The organism is Vibrio sp. Vb0888, assembly GCF_033338835.1.
Classification (GTDB): Bacteria; Pseudomonadota; Gammaproteobacteria; order Enterobacterales; family Vibrionaceae; genus Vibrio; species Vibrio alginolyticus.
The window spans coordinates 1-18028 of sequence record NZ_JAWOTL010000034.1; the positions used below are offsets into that span (position 1 = coordinate 1).

General features: G+C 44.9%; 22 protein-coding genes and 1 pseudogene. 13 read left to right on the forward strand and 10 right to left on the reverse strand.

From position 1 onward, the window contains the following. From R7P72_RS23025 to R7P72_RS23040, 4 genes and pseudogenes are all read right to left on the reverse strand, one after another. Nucleotides 1–192: pseudogene (locus tag R7P72_RS23025) on the reverse strand (hypothetical protein); the annotation flags it as partial. 71 nt (nt 193–263) lie between these two features. After that, on the reverse strand, nt 264–1403 hold the full coding sequence (locus R7P72_RS23030; protein WP_005380443.1) for a flagellin: 1140 nt from the start codon (nt 1401–1403) through the stop codon (nt 264–266). A gap of 142 nt (nt 1404–1545) precedes the next feature. Then, entirely contained in the window at nt 1546–2448 is a 903-nt protein-coding gene (locus R7P72_RS23035) for a Dyp-type peroxidase (protein WP_005380441.1), read from the reverse strand. A 46-nt stretch (nt 2449–2494) separates the two neighbouring features. Beyond that, complete coding sequence (locus tag R7P72_RS23040) at nt 2495–2980, reverse strand: DUF2919 domain-containing protein (RefSeq protein WP_031779045.1); 486 nt, start codon at nt 2978–2980, stop codon at nt 2495–2497. Nucleotides 2981–3124: 144 nt separating this feature from the next. Here R7P72_RS23040 and R7P72_RS23045 point away from each other — a divergent pair, with 144 nt between their 5' ends. Together R7P72_RS23045 and R7P72_RS23050 are read left to right on the forward strand one after the other, a co-directional pair. Beyond that, the gene (locus tag R7P72_RS23045) at nt 3125–3478 is read left to right on the forward strand and encodes a DUF2956 domain-containing protein (protein ID WP_005380437.1); all 354 of its coding nucleotides are present in this window, start codon (nt 3125–3127) and stop codon (nt 3476–3478) included. Between the two features lie 3 nt (nt 3479–3481). Continuing rightward, the gene (locus R7P72_RS23050; RefSeq protein WP_005380435.1) at nt 3482–3814 is read left to right on the forward strand and encodes a DUF4156 domain-containing protein; all 333 of its coding nucleotides are present in this window, start codon (nt 3482–3484) and stop codon (nt 3812–3814) included. Between the two features lie 34 nt (nt 3815–3848). Here R7P72_RS23050 and R7P72_RS23055 read toward each other — a convergent pair whose 3' ends face one another. Beyond that, nucleotides 3849–4136, reverse strand: a complete 288-nt coding sequence (locus R7P72_RS23055) for a helix-turn-helix domain-containing protein (protein WP_005380433.1) — start codon at nt 4134–4136, stop codon at nt 3849–3851. A 291-nt stretch (nt 4137–4427) separates the two neighbouring features. Between R7P72_RS23055 and R7P72_RS23060 the strand changes: the two genes are divergently transcribed. Genes R7P72_RS23060 through R7P72_RS23075 form a run of 4 tightly spaced genes read left to right on the forward strand, consistent with a single transcriptional unit; the run spans nt 4428 to nt 6846 of the window. Beyond that, a complete protein-coding gene (locus tag R7P72_RS23060) occupies nt 4428–4778 on the forward strand; it encodes an ArsC family reductase (RefSeq protein ID WP_005380431.1) in 351 nt (116 codons plus the stop codon). 18 nt (nt 4779–4796) lie between these two features. Then, nucleotides 4797–5933: a succinyl-diaminopimelate desuccinylase gene (gene dapE, locus R7P72_RS23065; RefSeq protein ID WP_005380429.1), complete on the forward strand. Its 1137-nt coding sequence runs from the start codon at nt 4797–4799 to the stop codon at nt 5931–5933. Between the two features lie 14 nt (nt 5934–5947). Continuing rightward, the gene (locus R7P72_RS23070; RefSeq protein ID WP_005380427.1) at nt 5948–6646 is read left to right on the forward strand and encodes a M15 family metallopeptidase; all 699 of its coding nucleotides are present in this window, start codon (nt 5948–5950) and stop codon (nt 6644–6646) included. Then, nucleotides 6643–6846: a DUF2897 family protein gene (locus R7P72_RS23075; RefSeq protein ID WP_005380425.1), complete on the forward strand. Its 204-nt coding sequence runs from the start codon at nt 6643–6645 to the stop codon at nt 6844–6846. The genes R7P72_RS23070 and R7P72_RS23075 overlap by 4 nt, the downstream gene beginning before the upstream one ends. 106 nt (nt 6847–6952) lie before the next feature. Here R7P72_RS23075 and bamC read toward each other — a convergent pair whose 3' ends face one another. Next, nucleotides 6953–7972, reverse strand: coding sequence for an outer membrane protein assembly factor BamC (bamC, locus tag R7P72_RS23080; RefSeq protein ID WP_005380424.1), 1020 nt, complete (start codon nt 7970–7972; stop codon nt 6953–6955). A gap of 80 nt (nt 7973–8052) precedes the next feature. After that, entirely contained in the window at nt 8053–8931 is an 879-nt protein-coding gene (dapA, locus tag R7P72_RS23085) for a 4-hydroxy-tetrahydrodipicolinate synthase (RefSeq protein ID WP_005380422.1), read from the reverse strand. A gap of 476 nt (nt 8932–9407) precedes the next feature. On the opposite strand from dapA, the gene R7P72_RS23090 reads away from it, so the two are divergent. Both R7P72_RS23090 and bcp read left to right on the forward strand, forming a co-directional pair. After that, nucleotides 9408–9950 (forward strand): glycine cleavage system protein R, encoded by a 543-nt coding sequence (locus tag R7P72_RS23090; RefSeq protein WP_005380420.1) that lies wholly within the window; start codon nt 9408–9410, stop codon nt 9948–9950. A gap of 16 nt (nt 9951–9966) precedes the next feature. After that, nucleotides 9967–10437 (forward strand): thioredoxin-dependent thiol peroxidase, encoded by a 471-nt coding sequence (gene bcp / locus R7P72_RS23095; protein WP_005380418.1) that lies wholly within the window; start codon nt 9967–9969, stop codon nt 10435–10437. 77 nt (nt 10438–10514) lie between these two features. Here bcp and R7P72_RS23100 read toward each other — a convergent pair whose 3' ends face one another. Together R7P72_RS23100 and R7P72_RS23105 are read right to left on the reverse strand one after the other, a co-directional pair. After that, nucleotides 10515–11588, reverse strand: coding sequence for an AI-2E family transporter (locus tag R7P72_RS23100; RefSeq protein ID WP_005380416.1), 1074 nt, complete (start codon nt 11586–11588; stop codon nt 10515–10517). Between the two features lies 1 nt (nt 11589). Next, nucleotides 11590–11826 carry a sulfurtransferase TusA family protein gene (locus R7P72_RS23105; protein WP_005380414.1) on the reverse strand — a complete coding sequence of 79 codons (237 nt, stop codon included), beginning with the start codon at nt 11824–11826 and terminating at the stop codon, nt 11590–11592. Nucleotides 11827–12083: 257 nt separating this feature from the next. Between R7P72_RS23105 and R7P72_RS23110 the strand changes: the two genes are divergently transcribed. The 4 genes from R7P72_RS23110 to R7P72_RS23125 are packed head-to-tail and all read left to right on the forward strand — an operon-like array spanning nt 12084 to nt 14935. Next, the gene (locus R7P72_RS23110; protein ID WP_005394337.1) at nt 12084–13535 is read left to right on the forward strand and encodes a tetratricopeptide repeat protein; all 1452 of its coding nucleotides are present in this window, start codon (nt 12084–12086) and stop codon (nt 13533–13535) included. 16 nt (nt 13536–13551) lie between these two features. After that, nucleotides 13552–13902 (forward strand): arsenate reductase (glutaredoxin), encoded by a 351-nt coding sequence (gene arsC / locus R7P72_RS23115; RefSeq protein ID WP_005380410.1) that lies wholly within the window; start codon nt 13552–13554, stop codon nt 13900–13902. Further along, nucleotides 13903–14472: an NAD(P)H:quinone oxidoreductase gene (gene wrbA, locus R7P72_RS23120; RefSeq protein ID WP_005380409.1), complete on the forward strand. Its 570-nt coding sequence runs from the start codon at nt 13903–13905 to the stop codon at nt 14470–14472. It abuts the gene before it with no gap. A gap of 22 nt (nt 14473–14494) precedes the next feature. After that, entirely contained in the window at nt 14495–14935 is a 441-nt protein-coding gene (locus R7P72_RS23125) for a DUF2069 domain-containing protein (protein ID WP_005380407.1), read from the forward strand. A gap of 140 nt (nt 14936–15075) precedes the next feature. Here the strand turns inward: R7P72_RS23125 and R7P72_RS23130 are convergent, their stop codons facing one another. Next, nucleotides 15076–16284, reverse strand: coding sequence for a DUF2066 domain-containing protein (locus R7P72_RS23130; protein WP_213907459.1), 1209 nt, complete (start codon nt 16282–16284; stop codon nt 15076–15078). Nucleotides 16285–16649: 365 nt separating this feature from the next. Between R7P72_RS23130 and R7P72_RS23135 the strand changes: the two genes are divergently transcribed. Beyond that, nucleotides 16650–17903 (forward strand): uracil-xanthine permease family protein, encoded by a 1254-nt coding sequence (locus tag R7P72_RS23135; protein ID WP_005380403.1) that lies wholly within the window; start codon nt 16650–16652, stop codon nt 17901–17903. Nucleotides 17904–18028 lie beyond the last annotated feature (125 nt).

An 18028-nucleotide genomic window follows, 5' to 3' on the forward strand; every position in this document is an offset into this window, starting at 1 on the left:
TGGTGATTTCTCCAATTGATTTTCCGGTGTAGCGGTTTCCGACGTCTCGGAAAACCAAGTAGTTCTCTCAAAGTTACTTTTATTAACGGCGCATACCCTGTTTTCTTTAGAGAAAATTTTAGATTTTTTTGAAAATAATTCGTTTGGAGGGGTAATCGTGACAAAGCGGATAAAAAAGCAAAAAACTTTCATTTTTCGCTAAAGCTTCTTTTCGAATTGTCGATACAGGCAGGTTTTGCGTTAAATTCGGGCAAGGCCGTTCATCAGCCAAGCAAGGTCAATGCTAGGTTTGGCGCTTGTTTTGCTTGCGCCAGAATAGAAGTACTGACCTGTTGTAAAATCTGTTGCTTCACCATTTGCGTAGTTTCTTTGGCATAGTCAGTGTCTTGGATACGACTGTTGGAAGCGGCTAAGTTTTCGTGGATGTTATCGAGATTATTGATCGCGTGATTAAAGCGGTTTTGATACGCGCCTAACTCCGCACGACTGCCATCTACCGTTTTCAAAGCATCATCTAAAATGCCGACCGCCATCTGAGCGCCACCGACCGTGCTAATATCAATACTATCTACCGTTCTATTTACGGTGACATACTTGCCAAGTTCTAACTCATCAGCCAGGCCACCACTGAAGGTTGGTCCAGGGTATTTTATGGCGTCCTTGTGGGACATGAGTAACTGCAGTTGCCCCTCTTCATTAACAGACGCTTTCACTTTATCGGTCTGCCCGTTAATGTAAGTCGCGAGTTCTTCTATATCGTCGCCAGCTTTAGCTTCAATACGGATCTCCTGCTCTTCAAAATTGTTATCACGGTAGCTGATAACAATTTCATTATTTCCGTTTTGAACCGTCCAATCTGAACTGACTCTTTGATATGAGCTCATTGAAAAGCTACCTAAAGATTCCGGCTGCATGGTCCGCAGGCCAATTTGTACCGCTTCACCAGCCGTTGCACCGATTTGAAAAGACGATGTACCGAATGTGCCGTTCAGCAATTTACGTCCACCAAAAGATGTGGTTTCTGCAATACGACTTAACTCATCATTTAAAGCAGAGACTTCTTCTTGCAGTGCAGTGCGCTCCGCTTTGCTGTTTGAACCATTGGCTGACTGTAGCGACAAATCACGCATACGTTGCATGATATTGGTCACCTCATTCATCGCGCCTTCCGCAGTTTGCATGATGGAAATGCCGTCATTCGCGTTGCGAACCGCAACATCTAAACCACGCATTTGTGATTGCAAGCGGTTGGAAATTTGCAGACCCGCAGCGTCATCCTTTGCGCTATTAATACGCTTCCCTGAAGACAAACGCTCCATGGATTGATTCAGCATATCCGTTGCACTGGTCAAGTGACGCTGTGCGACAAGTGCTGCAACATTGGTATTAACGGTGATCGCCACGAATAAAGAGTCCTAAAATTAAGGCTTTGAGTACTTATCGACCAAGTAACAGAAAAGTTTAGTGTTTTTTGAAAAGAGATTGGAATAGAAATCGAAAACAAAAGCCCTCCATTGGAGGGCTTAAGAAATAAAGTCTGACAACTTACTTGATGGCTAGCTCTGCGAGCATTTCTTGCGAAGGCGCGAAGAAGTACGCACCAGTTACCGCTGTTGTGAAACGAAGCATTTGGTCTGTTTTACCATCTGTCACGCCGTACATACTTTCTAGCATCACTTTAATGTTATGAAGTGTATTGCAGTAAGAAATAAACAGCAGGCCATGAGGCCCTGTCACCGTCCCGTATGGTAAGCTGTGGCGAACAATCTTCAAACCTTTACCTTCTTCTTTGATATCAACTCGACCAACGTGTGATGCAGCAGGAACGTCTTCTAGCTCGATAGAGTCTAGCTTGGTACGACCAATCACTTTTTCTTGCGCTTTGACATTCAATCGATTCCAAGCGGCAAGGTTATGTTCAAAGCGCTGAGCCATAACATAACTGCCTCCAGCAAATGGGCCCTCTTTTACTAGAGCCACATCAGCGCGAGCCTCCCCTTTCGGGTTTTCTGTGCCATCAATGAAGTCTGTCATATCACGAGCATCAAGGTAACGGTACCCATATGTTTCGTCCACAATGGTGACATCTTGTGCCGTCTCTTCTAGGAACTTACGCAACACGTAAAAATGCAAGTCGTGACGAGTCGAGTGACAGTGAATCAGTACATCTACGTCTGTTGCTGGAGCAACGATGTCACCTTCGCCAAGTTGAGTAAAATCAATAAGCTCTTCTGGCGCGTCTACATTAAGGTGTTCCCAAAACGATTTTGTGAATGCGATAGAAAGCGTCAGCGCTGCACCCGGCTGGGTAATGTTTAACTCTTCCACCAACTTTGGTAGTGCTTTCAGTTTTTCTAATACGTTTTCACGGTTTTGGTTCACTTTGAGTTGAGTGTACAGTGCAAATGGCCCGGCTTCTGGCACGATCGCCGTTTGAGCTTGTGACATTGAGGTTTCCTCTATTACTTTGCCCCAGAGTGGGAAGTTATTGTTTTTAATTCTTTGAATGCTGCTGTTCATCGTGCGCCAATTGTGGCACTTGAAAACAGTCTTTTACCCATCTTCCATTTAGAAGATAGATCATAAACCAAGCTAATAAGGTAATGGTAAGAGCGTTTGCCCAATTAAACACTCCATGTTCTAGGTACACATGATACATGGTCTGAGCAAGTTGAATACCGCACAAGATCAAAGTGATCTCGCGACCATAGCGAGTAATTCTGTTTACCCATCCTCTGTCGGGATGACGAAGCCCCATTAACCACATAAGAAGCAAACTTGGAATGCCCATCGCCAAACCTAAATACAACGTACTTGAATCTGGGTAAACAATAGCGAGTAGCTTACTGCCACTATCACGACTTACACCAGCCATGGCAAACACCACCCATGAACGCACAAGAAACATCCATCCCACCCATAAAATGATCGGCGCCTTTAAAAATCCATGGGCGTCATATTGGTCAAACGAATAGCGCACAACATCTTCTTCTTTATGTGATAAAAACGTCACTTTAACCTATCGTTTCAGAGTTGCAAGCCAACAAAGATGAGAACTGAAGTTCATTTCAGCACCTTACACAGGTAAACTAAACAAAGATTTACAGCGACGTTGATGAGAAACATGAAAAAAAGAACTCCTGCCACCCCTGTGCCTTCTCAAGAAACTCAAGCCGAAGCGATGAGAATTGCCAAATCCACGCAGAAACCGGGGCAAACCAAAGAGCAAACCAAGCTTATCGCTCAAGGTATCGAAAAAGGCATCGCGCAATATAAGAAACAACAAAAAGAGCGTAACCGCCAAGCCGATAAAGCGAAGAAAAAACAGCAACGTGAAAAACAACGTCAGCATGAAGAGATTATCGAACAAGACAATATCACCGACGATGCGCCAAACCATTCATCAAGCAAACTGCCTTGGACACTACTTGTTCTGAGCTGGATTGGCTTTGCTGCTTACATAGTATTGGGGAAATAGCGAATGAAACGCCTGTTACTTGGACTTTTTGTCGTGCTTCTAACGGGTTGCACGATGCCTTCTCACCTTACTCATGCTCAAAGTCAAGATGTTCATATTCGCATTGACGCGCAATTCGACCCTGAGCGATGCGAATACAAAGGCGAAGTCACCGGAAGTGAAGGCCATTGGTATAACTACATTTTCATGACTAATGACGCGATGATGCAAGGCGCGATGAACGATTTAAAAAACAATGCAGCGGCTATCGATGCGGACACCGTTTTTATGGTCTCCCCACAAGATTTTATCACTTCATTTAGCGTGCTGGGTTCCGCCTACCGCTGCAATGGATGAGGCCTGAATATGAAAAAAGCCAGCAATTGCTGGCTTATGCACGAAATCCAAGACTGCTAGCGATATCTCTCTCCCGCTCTAGAACCCATTGGCTATCAAAAGGCCCCCAATCTGAAAGTTGATAATAGCCGTCATTATGACGTCGGCCATCTTGAACGAATATGAGTTCAATGCCGATCCCAGGTAACGCCTTGAGTACATCTTGAATAGTACGACGAGGCCACCCCGTTTTTTCGATCAACTTTGGCACATTCGGCCTTTCTAGGTTTTCCACCAACAAGGCCAAATATAGCCGCCTTGCAAAAACAGGACTCAATTCCATTGACACCTCCTAAAATTGTGCTGATTCATTATTTCGTTTTTGCTCAACGAGGTGTTGCGTTTGATCAATAACTCGACTTTTCCATTTGATTTAGACGAATTTTTATTCGATTTATAGCGCATTCATCGTAAATAAGTTATGTGACATTAGTTATCTCAATCTATCTGAAAATATTTTCCACCGCATTTTGTCAGTTTGATTGCTTCTTGATAGGATGCTTTAACAGCCCAAATCACTTAAGTGCGTCTTAACCGCGCCAGTGAAAAATAGAACAAAGAAAAAGGAAAGACTATGTCGATTACCATGTTTGGTATTCCCAACTGCGATACGATCAAAAAAGCCAAGAAATGGTTAGAAGCCGAGGATATTGCTTACGACTTCCATGACTACCGTAAGCAAGGCATTGATGCAGAAATGGTAAGTGAATTTTGTCGCGCTTTAGGTTGGGAACAGGTGCTCAATAAACGTGGCACAACCTACCGCCAATTAGCGCAAGAGCAGAAAGACACACTTAACGAGGAAAACGCCATCGCTCTTTTGGTAGAAAACCCTGCGATGATTAAACGCCCAATTTTAAAAGTGAATGATCAACTTCATATCGGTTTTAAAGCTGATCAATACGCTAGCATTTTCAACTCTTAAATAAAGGAATACTCAAGGATGACAGACAGTCCAGTATTGGCACTTGCTAAAGATCTGATCAGTAGACAGTCCGTAACGCCGGAAGACGCAGGTTGTCAGGATTTGATGATCGAGCGCTTAAAAGCACTCGGGTTTGAAATTGAAGTGATGGTATTTGAAGACACCACGAACTTCTGGGCTCGACGTGGTTCAGAAGCGCCGCTATTTGCGTTTGCTGGCCACACCGATGTGGTACCAGCTGGCAAATTGGAACACTGGAATACACATCCGTTTGAACCGACCATTATTGATGGTTACTTGCATGGCCGCGGCGCAGCTGACATGAAAGGGTCGCTAGCTGCTATGGTCGTTGCTGTCGAACGCTTCATTGAAGAAAACCCAGACCACAAAGGCTCAATTGGCTTTTTGATTACGTCAGATGAAGAAGGACCATTTATCAATGGTACCGTTCGCGTTGTAGAAACGTTGATGGAACGTGGTGAGAACATCGATATGTGTATTGTTGGTGAACCATCCAGCACCGACGTGGTTGGCGATGTAGTGAAAAATGGACGCCGTGGATCCATCACTGGTGATTTAACGGTAAAAGGAACACAAGGTCACGTGGCCTACCCTCACCTAGCCAGCAATCCAGTGCACGAGTCTCTACTCGCGATTCATGAACTCGCGACGACAGAATGGGACAAAGGGAATGATTACTTCCCACCGACTAGTTTCCAGATCCCGAATGTATCGGCTGGCACTGGTGCGTCTAATGTTATTCCTGGCGAGTTCCATGTTCAGTTCAACCTACGTTTTAGTACTGAGCTTAACAATGACGCAATTGTTCAGCGTGTTACCGAAACATTGGACAAGCATGAGCTGGACTACGACCTAAAATGGACATTCAACGGTGACCCATTCCTGACCGATACGGGCGCACTGCTAGACGCAGTTGTAGCTGCTGTGGCCGAAGTCAATGATACGAAGCCAGCGCTACTTACAACTGGCGGTACTTCTGATGGTCGTTTTATTGCTCGAATGGGAGGTCAAGTCGTAGAGTTAGGCCCTGTTAACGCTACGATTCATAAAGTGAACGAGTGTGTGAAAGTCGACGATCTTGAAAAGTTGACGGACATGTACGAAAACACGTTGAAGCACCTATTGGCGAAGTAATCAGCGAGAACACAATGACACCAGAGCAACTCACCGGAATCACTGATTCCCATCTTCAATCCACTTTAGTGGATCAAAAAGCGTTTCTACTCCACCCTGAAGTGGCTGACGATCTGCTAAAGATGATTGAAGCGGCAACAGAAGCAGGTTTCAAAATGGAAATCGCCAGTGGTTTTCGTGACTTTAATCGCCAAAAAGCCATCTGGAACGGGAAGTTTTCTGGTGAGTTGCCAATTCTCGACATCAACTCCCGCCCTTTGAATAAAGCAGAGTTAAATGACAAAGAGAAATTGATGGCCATTTTGCGCTGGTCGGCATTGCCCGGAGGAAGTCGTCATCATTGGGGTTGTGATTTTGATGTCTATGCGCACAATTTATTGCCTGCTGACACAAGACTCAAGTTGGAACCTTGGGAGTATCTTGAAGGCCACCAGCAGGCGTTCAACCAATGGTTAAAAGCCAACCTTGGTCGGTTCGGTTTCTTCTTTCCTTATCAACATGATTTAGGTGGCGTTTCGATTGAGCCTTGGCACATTAGTCACCGCGCTGTCGGGCAGCAATGCCTCGAGCAGTTGACGCTTGATGTACTCAGAAGCCAGTTGATTAAACAAAATCAGACCGACAACATTGCAGGGATTGACGTCATACTGAATAATTTGGATAACGTCGTTGCCAAATTTATTCACAATATCACGCCGCCGGAGGCTCTATGATAGAAATACTAACCAATCCTTGGGTCATTATTATTGTAGTGTTGAGCGTGGTCATTGGTAATATTGCCGCACTCAAATATACCGCAAAAATGAAGTTTGGTCAGATGGATAAAAGCCGTAAGAACGATTTAGATAAGCTGAACACATTGGATAAACAGCGCTACGCTGAAGAAGATAAAAACAAAAACGAGCCTCGTTAGTTACTCACCAGCTTCATCTCGACACATTTAATCTAAACATCAAAAAAGGGACCACTAGGTCCCTTTTCTATCATTAAGTAAACACGCCGCGTTAAGCTCGCTTTGTTTACTGCTTCACTGTTGCAGCCAATACAGGCGCTAGTGATTTCAAAAACTCTTCTTCTACTGGCTTGCCAGAGGAGTCGGTGATATTGATAGACGTACGGTTGCCTAAATCACCAAGTAAGAATGTGTACTTACCAGCGGCTAACTCCACTGGTTTAACGCCGATATCGTTCCAGAATTCATCATCCGGAGATGCATATTTCGCAGTGATTGTGCCCTGAGACTGGCTACGCTCTTCAATCTTAAAGCCCATCTTAGGTAGAATATTAGGCAGACGTTGCCAAAGCATGTTGTATTGCGCACGCGCGATAATCACTGGAAGTCCGCTGCGGTCTTTACCCATTGTGATTGGGATCTGTTTAACCAACTCTTGCGCTTTACGCTGTGCTTCTTCACGCACTTCTTGATCGTAGCGAGCGGTGACCAAGTTCGTCATGAACACATTGTAGCGCTCACGGTTGGTCGCCGTTACTTCTTTCACTTGATTGCCTTCACGCCAGTCAATAAGGCTCACCTTAAAGCCGTGTCGACCATTTGCTTCAGCGCGTACGATTTCATATCGGCTGCCAATTTCTAGCTCTTCATCTGGCGAATCCCAAGTCACCCATCCTGTCTCGATGCGAGAGTCTGTTTGGCTTTCAACTGGAATCTCGTTAGCCGCGACCATGTTTTGCACCGTTTGCCAAACTTTATCTAGTTCATCTTTACGAAGTAGCCAAAGTGTCACTTCACCATCACTACTGCGGTCTAGACGTGCACCGGGAATAAGCTCTAGGACTTGTTGAGGTGGACGAATGTCGACATCTTTACCGACACCACCAGCGTAGTTACCCTGAGGGATCTCGTAGTTAGGGTAAAACTGAGGCTGTGCACCCTGTGGGACATTCCACTCACCCAAATTTGGGGAGTTCAAATACTCGAAGTCATCTTTTGCTTGACGACGTTGATTGGCACCACCTGAACAGGCAGTCAATACGAATACAGCTAATGAACTTAACACTAACTGGCTTGAAAGCTTCATCTATACTCCTAAAACACCGAGGGCGCTTTGGCCCCCAGTATGAACTTCAATCCTAGTAACTCAATCTTAATAGCTCAATCTTAATAAATATGGGCGTCTGTTAGCGCCTGCTCGACGATCGGCTGCGATTTTTCAGAAAGCGTAGTTAAAGGAAGACGCAAACCACCTTCTTCAATCAAACCAAGCTTTTGCGCTGCCCATTTTACTGGGATAGGGCTTGCTTCGATGAAAAGGTTTTTGTGTAGAGTCATCAAGCGTTGGTTAATCGCTTCTGCTTCTTCGTACTTACCTTCACTTGCCAAATGGAACATGTCTGCCATGTCTTTAGCTGCAATATTGTTCGTTACCGAGATAACACCATTGCCGCCAAGTTTCACAAAATCCAGCCCTGTCGCATCATCGCCACTTAGTAAGATAAAATCTTCGCCACAAAGTTCACGATGAATTGCAATTCGTTCCAAATCGCCCGTTGCATCTTTTAGAGCCACGATATTATCAAGCTTTGACAAGCGTGCCACTGTTTCTGGCTGCATATCAACAGCAGTACGGCCTGGTACGTTGTACAAAATTAGAGGCACGTCACTCGCTTCGGCAATTGCCTTGTAATGTAAAAACAAACCCTCTTGAGTTGGTTTGTTGTAATACGGTGTCACACTCAGGAAGCCAGCAATACCAGAATCAGCCAGTAATTTGCTAAATGTTACTGCCTCATGGGTTGCATTTGCACCCGTGCCAGCAATCACAGGGATGCGACCGTCGGCAAACTCAACAGTTTTATTAACGACCTTCACATGCTCTTCAATGGTCAGTGTCGCTGACTCACCTGTTGTGCCTACTGCCACAATACCGTCTGTACCCGCTTCAACGTGGTACTCTACTAGCTTTTGCAGACCGTCAAAGTCTACTTCGCCATCTGCTTTGAATGGCGTAATCAGCGCTACGATACTTCCTGAAAACATGTTTATCTCCCTCATTTAACTCTTTCTGCATGGTACTGTAATGCGATTGAAAAACACAAGAGCGTAAACTCGCTTACAAAGTACAAATGAATGAATAATTATCAGTTGTTAGAGGTCTAGCAACTTAATTGCTCTATTTGGTTTGATTAACGGCAATATTGATAATCGTGTTGGGCTTTCGAGTGACTTTAGAATCTATCAGTGATTTGGAAAATACTGAAGAGCACAAGCAAGGAAAATATACTCTTTGGTCTTGTTAGCCAAGTCAGATCTAAGTGAATAAAACGGCCAGACAATAGGCAAGCACATCATGCAAACGTTTTGTTTATCCTATAGCCTGCATTTACTGTTTATTTCCCACCACTCCCCTCAAGCTCCGACTGCTTTTTTATGGACTAAAAAAGAACTGGCTCGATATTTCTTCGCAATATCTGTGCTAACATCTCTCTATTGAAGAAAGGACAAGAAGCTCATTTATGAAGCAACATCTGGTACTTACAGCAGTTGGAACGGACCGTCCAGGCATTTGTAACCAAGTCGTACAGCTCGTTACTCAAGCTGGTTGTAACATAGTCGATAGCCGTATCGCTATCTTTGGCAGCGAATTTACGCTGATCATGCTCCTGACTGGGAACGCCAGCAGCGTGACTCGAGTTGAAACACAATTGCCCCTGCTTGGCCAAGAACATGACCTTATTACGATCATGAAACGCACAGCGGCGCACGAACTGCTCGATAACAGCTACACCATGGAAGTGTTTATTGAGTCTGAAGACCGCCCTGGGTTAACTGAAAAATTTACTAAGTTCTTCGCTGATCAGCAGATTGGTTTAGACTCTCTTAGCGCGCAAACCATCAGCAAGTCGAAAATTCAACTCGATTCTGACCAGTTTCACATTGCGATTACTGCATCTGTAAGCGCGGATTTTAATTTGATGCAATTACAAGAAGACTTCGATGAACTTTGTAAGTCGCTCAACGTACAAGGTTCTCTGAATTTCATTAAAAACACACTATAAAGTAAAGGAAATCAAAATGAATACGCTGACAGCAGGCTCGCCAGCGCCAGCCTTCTCTTTGCTCGACCAAGACGGAAATACCGTTTCTCTTGAAGACTTTAAAGGCAAGAAAGTACTTTTCTACTTTTACCCTAAGGCGATGACGCCGGGTTGTACTACACAAGCAAAAGGCCTTCGTGACATCAAAGCCGAACTCGATGCACATAACGTGGTGGTACTCGGCGTAAGCATCGACCCTGTAAAGCGTCTAGGCAAGTTCATCGAGCGCGATGATTTAAACTTCACTCTGCTTTCTGATGAAGACCATGCCGTTGCTGACCAGTTCGGCGTTTGGGGCGAAAAGAAATTCATGGGCAAAGTATACGACGGTCTTCACCGCATTAGCTTTCTGATCAATGAAGAAGGCGTGATCGAACATGTGTTCAACAAGTTCAAAACCAAAGATCACCACGAAGTCGTATTAAACTACTTAAACGAAAACGCTTAAACGCTATTGTTTTTCTACAAACAAAAAGCCCAGCAAACTGCTGGGCTTTCTTTTAACCATCGTACCTTTGGTAACAACTACTCTTGTTCGACAGGTTCGTTTTCTTCCGTGCTTGGTAATGCATGCCATACGGCTTTGACTAATGTCGCTAAAGGAATGGCGAAGAACACCCCCCAAAAACCCCACAGCCCACCAAAGACTAATACAGCCACAATGATAGCAACTGGGTGTAAGTTTACTGCCTCGGAAAACAGAACAGGAACCAAGACATTACCATCAAGCGCCTGGATAATACCGTAAGCAAGCAACAACCAATAAAACGGAGGCGTTAAACCCCATTGGAACAAACCAACGATAGCAACAGGTACAGTAACAGCCGCCGCACCGATATAAGGAATCAAAACCGACAGACCAACGGCTACGGCAAGCAACGCCGAGTAACGAAGGTCTAGAAGGGCAAAAGTCACGTAGCTCACACCGCCCACGATTAAAATCTCTAACACTTTACCGCGAATGTAATTTGATATCTGCTCGTTCATCTCATGCCAAACTTTATTCGCCAATTTACGGTTTTTCGGCAGAATACCGCTTGCGATTCGCAGCATTTCTTCTTTGTCTTTAAGCAAAAAGAAGATCAGAAGTGGCACTAAGATCAAATATACCGCTAGCGTTGCAATGCTAACTAATGAAGCAAGCGACCCTTTGACGACACTTTCACCCAGCCCCAATGCTTGGTTTTTGGCGTTCGTCACCACGGTTTCTACTATTTCTAAATTGGCTAGTTCAGGGTGGCGCTCTGGCAATGTGACAATAAACTTTTGTAGCCCGTTGTACATGTTCGGAATATCGTTAATTAGATTACCGACCTGAGTCCAAATCGTCGGAACCAAGCCAAACAAAGCAATTAACATCAACCCGACAAAGACCAAGATCACGATAATAACCGACAAGGTGCGCGGCACGCCTATACGACACATTTTGACAACTGGCCATTCAAGTAGATAAGCCAAAACGATCGCGACAAGTAATGGCGCAATCAAGTGTCCAAAGAAGTAAATGGTGATAAAGCCAAACAGCAAGATCGCAACGAGACTTACTGCGTGAGGGTCAGAGAAACGTCGTTTATACCAACGACTAACCATTTCAAACATCTTATGCGGATTCCTTATTGAAGACAGTCAATGTGTAGTGCTCTGATGTAGATTGGCAATCAACCGAGTACCCTTGGGCACTAAGATAGTTCACAATGTCTCGTTTAGAGCTGTTGTCCACCACTTGAATGACAAGTTGATGATACTGCTTTGCTTCTCCTTGAAAGACCTCAGCAGCATGACGCTTTGCAAGTAACAGTGCCATAGGACAACGTTGCTCACGCAAATCAAGTAACATGGATTCCATTGTATTGCTCTGCACTTATGATAGGGTTGTATTGTAACGGCTTTTTGAGCTGGTGCTAGCACTTCTGACATGATTTAACCACATGCTGAAATAGCTCGGATATAAAATAATTTACGAAACCAATTCATTTATTTCCGGTCTTACTGTTAGCTTATATCCTCACGGATAACCAAAACGTATGTGGCGCTGTTAATAGGCTCTCGACCTGTAACCACATGCTTATGTATTTTGGAGAACCTTTTAAACGTATGTTAAAACGCACTCGCTCGCTAGTTTGCTTATGTCTTGCTGCTGCCATCAGTTCGCCGACAACTTATGCCAATAGCATTGACTTGCCAGACATTGGCACAGCTGCTGGTGGCACGCTTTCAATAGACCAAGAGTTGATTTATGGCGACGCCTATATGCGTATGCTCAGAGCCAGTAAACCTATCGTTAATGACCCTGTCATCAATGAATATATTGACTCTCTTGGGCACAAATTAGTGGCCAATGCGAATGATGTAAAAACGCCGTTCCACTTCTTTATGATTCGCGACCGTAATATCAACGCGTTCGCGTTTTTTGGTGGCTATGTAGCGCTGCATTCTGGGTTGTTTCTTCATGCTCGTTCAGAAAGTGAGCTGGCCTCTGTTGTCGCTCACGAGATAGCGCACGTCACACAACGTCATCTTGCTCGGAGTATGGAAGAACAAGCACGCCGCTCTCCGGCCACATTAGCCGCACTTGCGGGGGCACTACTGCTTTCAATTGCCTCACCCGAAGCGGGGATGGCTGCAATTACAGCAGCAACCGCGGGCAACATGCAAAGTCAAATCAACTACACTCGTGCAAACGAAAAAGAAGCGGATCGCTTTGGTATTTCGACACTAGCAAAAGCCGGTTTTGATGTTCAAGCAATGCCAAGGTTTTTTGGCCGTCTTGCTGATGAGTATCGTTACGCGAGTAAACCGCCACCAATGCTCCTGACTCACCCTCTGCCTGAAGATCGAATTACCGATAGCCGTGCGCGAGCAAGAACCTATCCTCCAATGCGTGTTGTGCCTTCAATAGACTATCATCTAGCTCGCGCGCGCATTGTGGCTCGTTACGCTGGCATTGATGGACAAGCCGCCCTGAGCTGGTTTGAGAGAACCCAAAAGAAAGCCTCTGCGGACATTACACCTGCTTTTGATTATGGTCGAGCACTCGTGCATTTAGACAATAAACGCTTATCTCAAGCGGAACCAATTTTGAAAAAGTTACTGGAACAAGACCCAAGTAACCCGTTTTACTTGGACGCTATGACGGATTTATACATCGAGAAGAAGCAGCCAGAAAAAGCAACCGAGATGCTCCGCAAAGCGTTATCTCGTAACCCTCAAAATAAAGTATTGACCATTAACTACGCCAATGCGCTACTTGAGGACAATAAAAACGATCAAGCCACGCGAGTTCTTCAAAGATACACTCATGACTATCCTGAAGATACAAATGGCTGGCACCTAATATCGAAGAGCTACCACGCGCTGGGGCGTAGCGATGAAGAGTTGGCTGCTCGAGCAGAAATTTTGGCATTGCGAGCAAATTGGAATAAAGCGATTCAATATTATAGTGAAGCAAGTAAAATGGCCAAGTTGGGCAGCTTAGAGCAAGCACGATACGATGCCCGTATCGACCAACTCATGATCCAAAGAGATCGATTCATGGCATTACAATAACGAAATGGAGAAAACCATGTCAGTCGTGATTTATCACAACCCTCGTTGCTCAAAGAGCCGTCAAACACTTGAACTGCTTGAGCAAAATGGTGTTACACCGGAAGTCGTCAAATACCTAGACACACCACTTAACGTGGATGAACTAAAAGCGCTGTACGCCCAGCTTGGCTTTTCATCTGTACGTGAAATGATGCGCACTAAAGAAAGTGAATATAAAGAGCTTGGCTTAGGCGAAGACTCCGTCAGCGATGAGCAATTATTCGAAGCAATGGCGAAGAATCCAAAGTTGTTTGAGCGTCCGGTTGTCGTTGCTAACGGCAAAGCAAAAATTGGTCGCCCACCAGAGCAAGTGTTGGATATTTTATAAATGGATTGCCAGATCCTTATTTTGTATTTCAGCCGTCATGGCTCGACAAAACAACTGGCAAGACAAATAGCAAGAGGAGTCGAATCGACTCCTCAATGCCAAGCAATTTTGCGTACAGTTGAAGAATTGTCACCTCACTCACACTCCCCTTCTGATCCAATTGTTACTCTAGAGGAACTAAAAACGTGCGACGGTCTAGCGTTTGGCAGTCCCGTCTGGTTTGGCAACATGGCTGCGCCTTTAAAGCACTTCTGGGATCAGACTACATCTTTATGGGTCAGTGGTGACTTAATCGATAAGCCTGCTTGTGTCTTTACCTCTTCGTCCTCAATGCATGGTGGTCAAGAAACAACGTTACAAAGCATGATGACCCCTTTATTGCATCATGGGATGATGGTTTTGGGCATTCCTTATTCCGAGCCAGAGTTACACACTACGCAGTCCGGAGGCACTCCGTATGGCGCCAGCAGTGTAGGCCATGAGGCAACCCTAAGCAGTGAAGAGATTCGCCTGGCACAACAATTAGGCAAAAGGCTGGCAACTGCAGCGTTAAAACTAAAAGTCTGTTAGTAAAATCAAGGATAGTTAATCGATGTCTGACTCTTTAGACCAAACACCACTCGGTACACAGGCTAAAACCTATCGTTACCTGGCTTTATTTGGCAACTTAGCCTTATTAGCCTGGGTCGCTATTTGGCAGCTTGCGTTATCCCCTCACCCTCACCTCAGCAGCACAACACTTGCTATTGCTTGGTGTATTCCGCTACTACTTCCGTTGCCTGGTATTTTAGCTGGTAAGCCTTACACTCATGCTTGGGCTAACTTTGTTCTTATGCTGTATTTCTTGCATGCGCTGACCATCCTCTATGTGGATGGGGGTGAACGCTGGCTTGCGGCAGTGGAACTGATACTGACTTCACTCGGTTTCGCTGGCAATATTTTGTTTGCTAGAGCGAGAGGCAAAGAGCTAGGCCTTAAGTTGAAACGCCTCTCTCAAGTAGAAAAAGAAGAAAAAGCGAAATTCAATAAATAACGCCAATCGCAGTCAATCACTGATCATTGGTTCGAATACGAATTTAGAAAACAAAAAGAGTCGCTATTGCGACTCTTTTTTATGCTTACCACATTGGTGTTTGATCCTTGCGTTTCACGCCTGGAACGCTACCAAGGAGATTACGATGCCGAGCGCCACTCGTAGATCAAGTCATACTGTTCTCGGACAGGCTCCACAATCATCGGCTGAGTTGGTTGTGTTTCGTCACTTGCTTCTGCCAAAACATTTACTGGTACTTCAGGCTGCGCTTCTTTTGGCGTCGCGGCGTCTTTTGCTTCATTACTCTGAACCAATGGCTCTTCTTCTTGAGTTGAAGCTGGGGCATCAACTTCACCTAAAGGATCTTCAAAAACCATTAATTGAGAAATAGAAGAAGCTTCTTTCTCAAAAGCTTGTTGTGATGCCAAAAGGTGGATGTTGAGCGTTAACTCGTCCCCTTGAACACGCTTAATCTCTGTACCCGCAACCGAATTAAGTTGTTTTAGCGCATTCTCTAAACGGAAGAAGTCCGTGGCAGAGGTTACATTAAGGACTTTCACTGCTAGCGCTTTTGAAGACTTTCCTGAAACCACAACTGCACTCTTACTTGCATAGTAGTCTGCGATGCCATCCACCATTTCTGCAATAGCATTAGCACCTGATGCAGACCCGCTACGCGGAGAACGTTGCGCTTCTACAATTCTCGTTGGCGACTGGTCGTAGAGTGTCCAACGAATTTGTTCACCTTGAGCCCGTACAACCAAAACGGCGTCAGCTGGGTAGCGCTGGCTGGCTTGACCAATTGGCTCAATAAAGCCGCCCCAAAGATCAGAGACATTAACACCGGTTACATCATCAAAATCCCCAACCGGGATAGTGATTGGTAGGCCTCTTAATTTCGCTGCGCTACGAAGTGCTGCAACATTTGAAGATTCAGAATGTTCCCACGCAATGTTACGATCGTAACCCTGTTCTTCAACCATCCAAACTAAAATATTGGCACGATTTGGCGACCAAGATGGCAATTGTGCTTGTGTTAAAAGAGAGCTGATTTGGTCGTTGTTAAACAACATTTTTAAGCTCGCTTTTCCATCAACCTGCCCATAGCTTAGTTGAGAAATGTAACGCGCACTTGAGCTAAGTGCCTTTTTAATCACTGGATTGCTTAAAGAGGATTGAGAACCGGTCGCTCGAACAATCACATCCTGCATACCTTGTTGACGAGCCAAAGACTCACCGTCGTTCTGCTCACTGTCGATAACCACTTCGGCACGATAGATATCCACCTGAGTTAATGCATATACTGGTAGGGACAACCAACCTATCAGTAAGAGAGCTAAATAGCGCATAGTTTTTATAATCCTCTGAACAAGAACCCGAATAATAAGCAACTATCAAATCTTGAGCAAGGTAAGTACTGAGTAAATTGTCTGTATTATGACCAGCTTTGTTAACTCGGGCCTCAACCAGCACTTCAGTGCTATTTTTTATAATAAACTCATTGCTTATTAAGCTATCTCAACAAGTTAGGCTGTCCATTTTTCATCTTCACGCAAGACACGTAAAAGAGGACAATTTGCAAGCAAGCAACTCTCAAAAGTGCTATTTATGGGAAAAATTCAATCGAAAGTTTGATCTATGCAACATTGCAAACGATTGCAGGATGATAGTATTCGCCGGATTTGTCTGCGTATCTTGAAAATAGGGAATTATTATGAAAAACGCGTTACAAGGCGCTCAAATGCTCTTTGTCGCTTTTGGTGCTTTGGTGCTTGTGCCGCTCCTAACTGGCCTTGATCCAAACGTAGCCCTCTTTGGTGCCGGTGTCGGTACCCTCCTCTTCCAATTAATGACTAAACGTTCTGTTCCCATCTTCCTTGCCTCTTCTTTTGCGTTTATTGCTCCTATTATGTTCGGTATCCAAACTTGGGGTATCGGTGCAACGATGGGCGGCTTGATGGCAGCTGGCTTAGTTTATGTGGCTCTAGGGGCGATGATCAAAGTGCGTGGTGTTGGATTTATCCATAAAATTCTCCCGCCCGTTGTCGTTGGCCCTGTGATCATGGTTATCGGCCTTGGCCTTGCCCCAACAGCAGTGAACATGGCGGTAGGTAAAACTGGTGATGGAGCTGCACAGCTAGTTAATGGTGATGCTGCGATCATTATCTCGGCGGTCTCACTGCTCACAACCATTGTACTCAGCGTTTTTGCAAAAGGCTTTTTGAAGCTCGTTCCTATTGTTGGTGGTATTCTTGCTGGTTACTCTGTTTCTCTATTCTACGGGGTGGTTGATTTCACTCCCGTAGAACAAGCGGCTTGGCTAGCCATGCCAAACTTCACCGCGCCAGAGTTCAATATCAACGCAATTTTGTTCATGATTCCTGTCGCTATCGCACCTGCGGTTGAGCACGTAGGTGACATGCTTGCCATCTCAAACGTTACAGGTAAAAACTACCTGAAAAAACCAGGCCTTCATCGCACAATCGCAGGTGACGGGGTGGCAACTATCGCAGCTTCGATGGTGGGTGCTCCACCAAACACCACTTACAGTGAAGTAACAGGAGCGGTAATGCTAACCAAAGCATTTAACCCTGTGATCATGACTTGGGCAGCAATCACCGCAATCGTACTTGCATTGGTAGGTAAGCTAGGTACGGTTCTTCAAACGATTCCAGTTCCTGTCATGGGCGGCATCATGATTCTGCTGTTCGGCTCCATCGCAACGGTAGGCCTCAACACACTGATCAAGAATAACGTTGATTTGCATAAGTCTCGTAACCTAGTGATTGTTGCCGTAACACTTGTGTTTGGTATTGGTGGTATGGCTTTCGGTATTGGTGAGTTCAGTCTACAGGGTGTGAGCCTATGCGGTATCGTGGCAATTATTCTTAACCTTGTGCTACCAAACGATTTAGGTGAAAACCACGTTGTGGATAACGCACAAATGGAAGAAGAAAGCGCGAAATAGTTCGTTTGCGCCGCTTTATTAGGTGGCGTGTCTTACTCTTCTCCTCTTGTATGACCCGTCCTGATATGGGTTGACACTTTTTAACTAAAACGCTCGATGTACTTCATCGGGCGTTTTGTATTTTA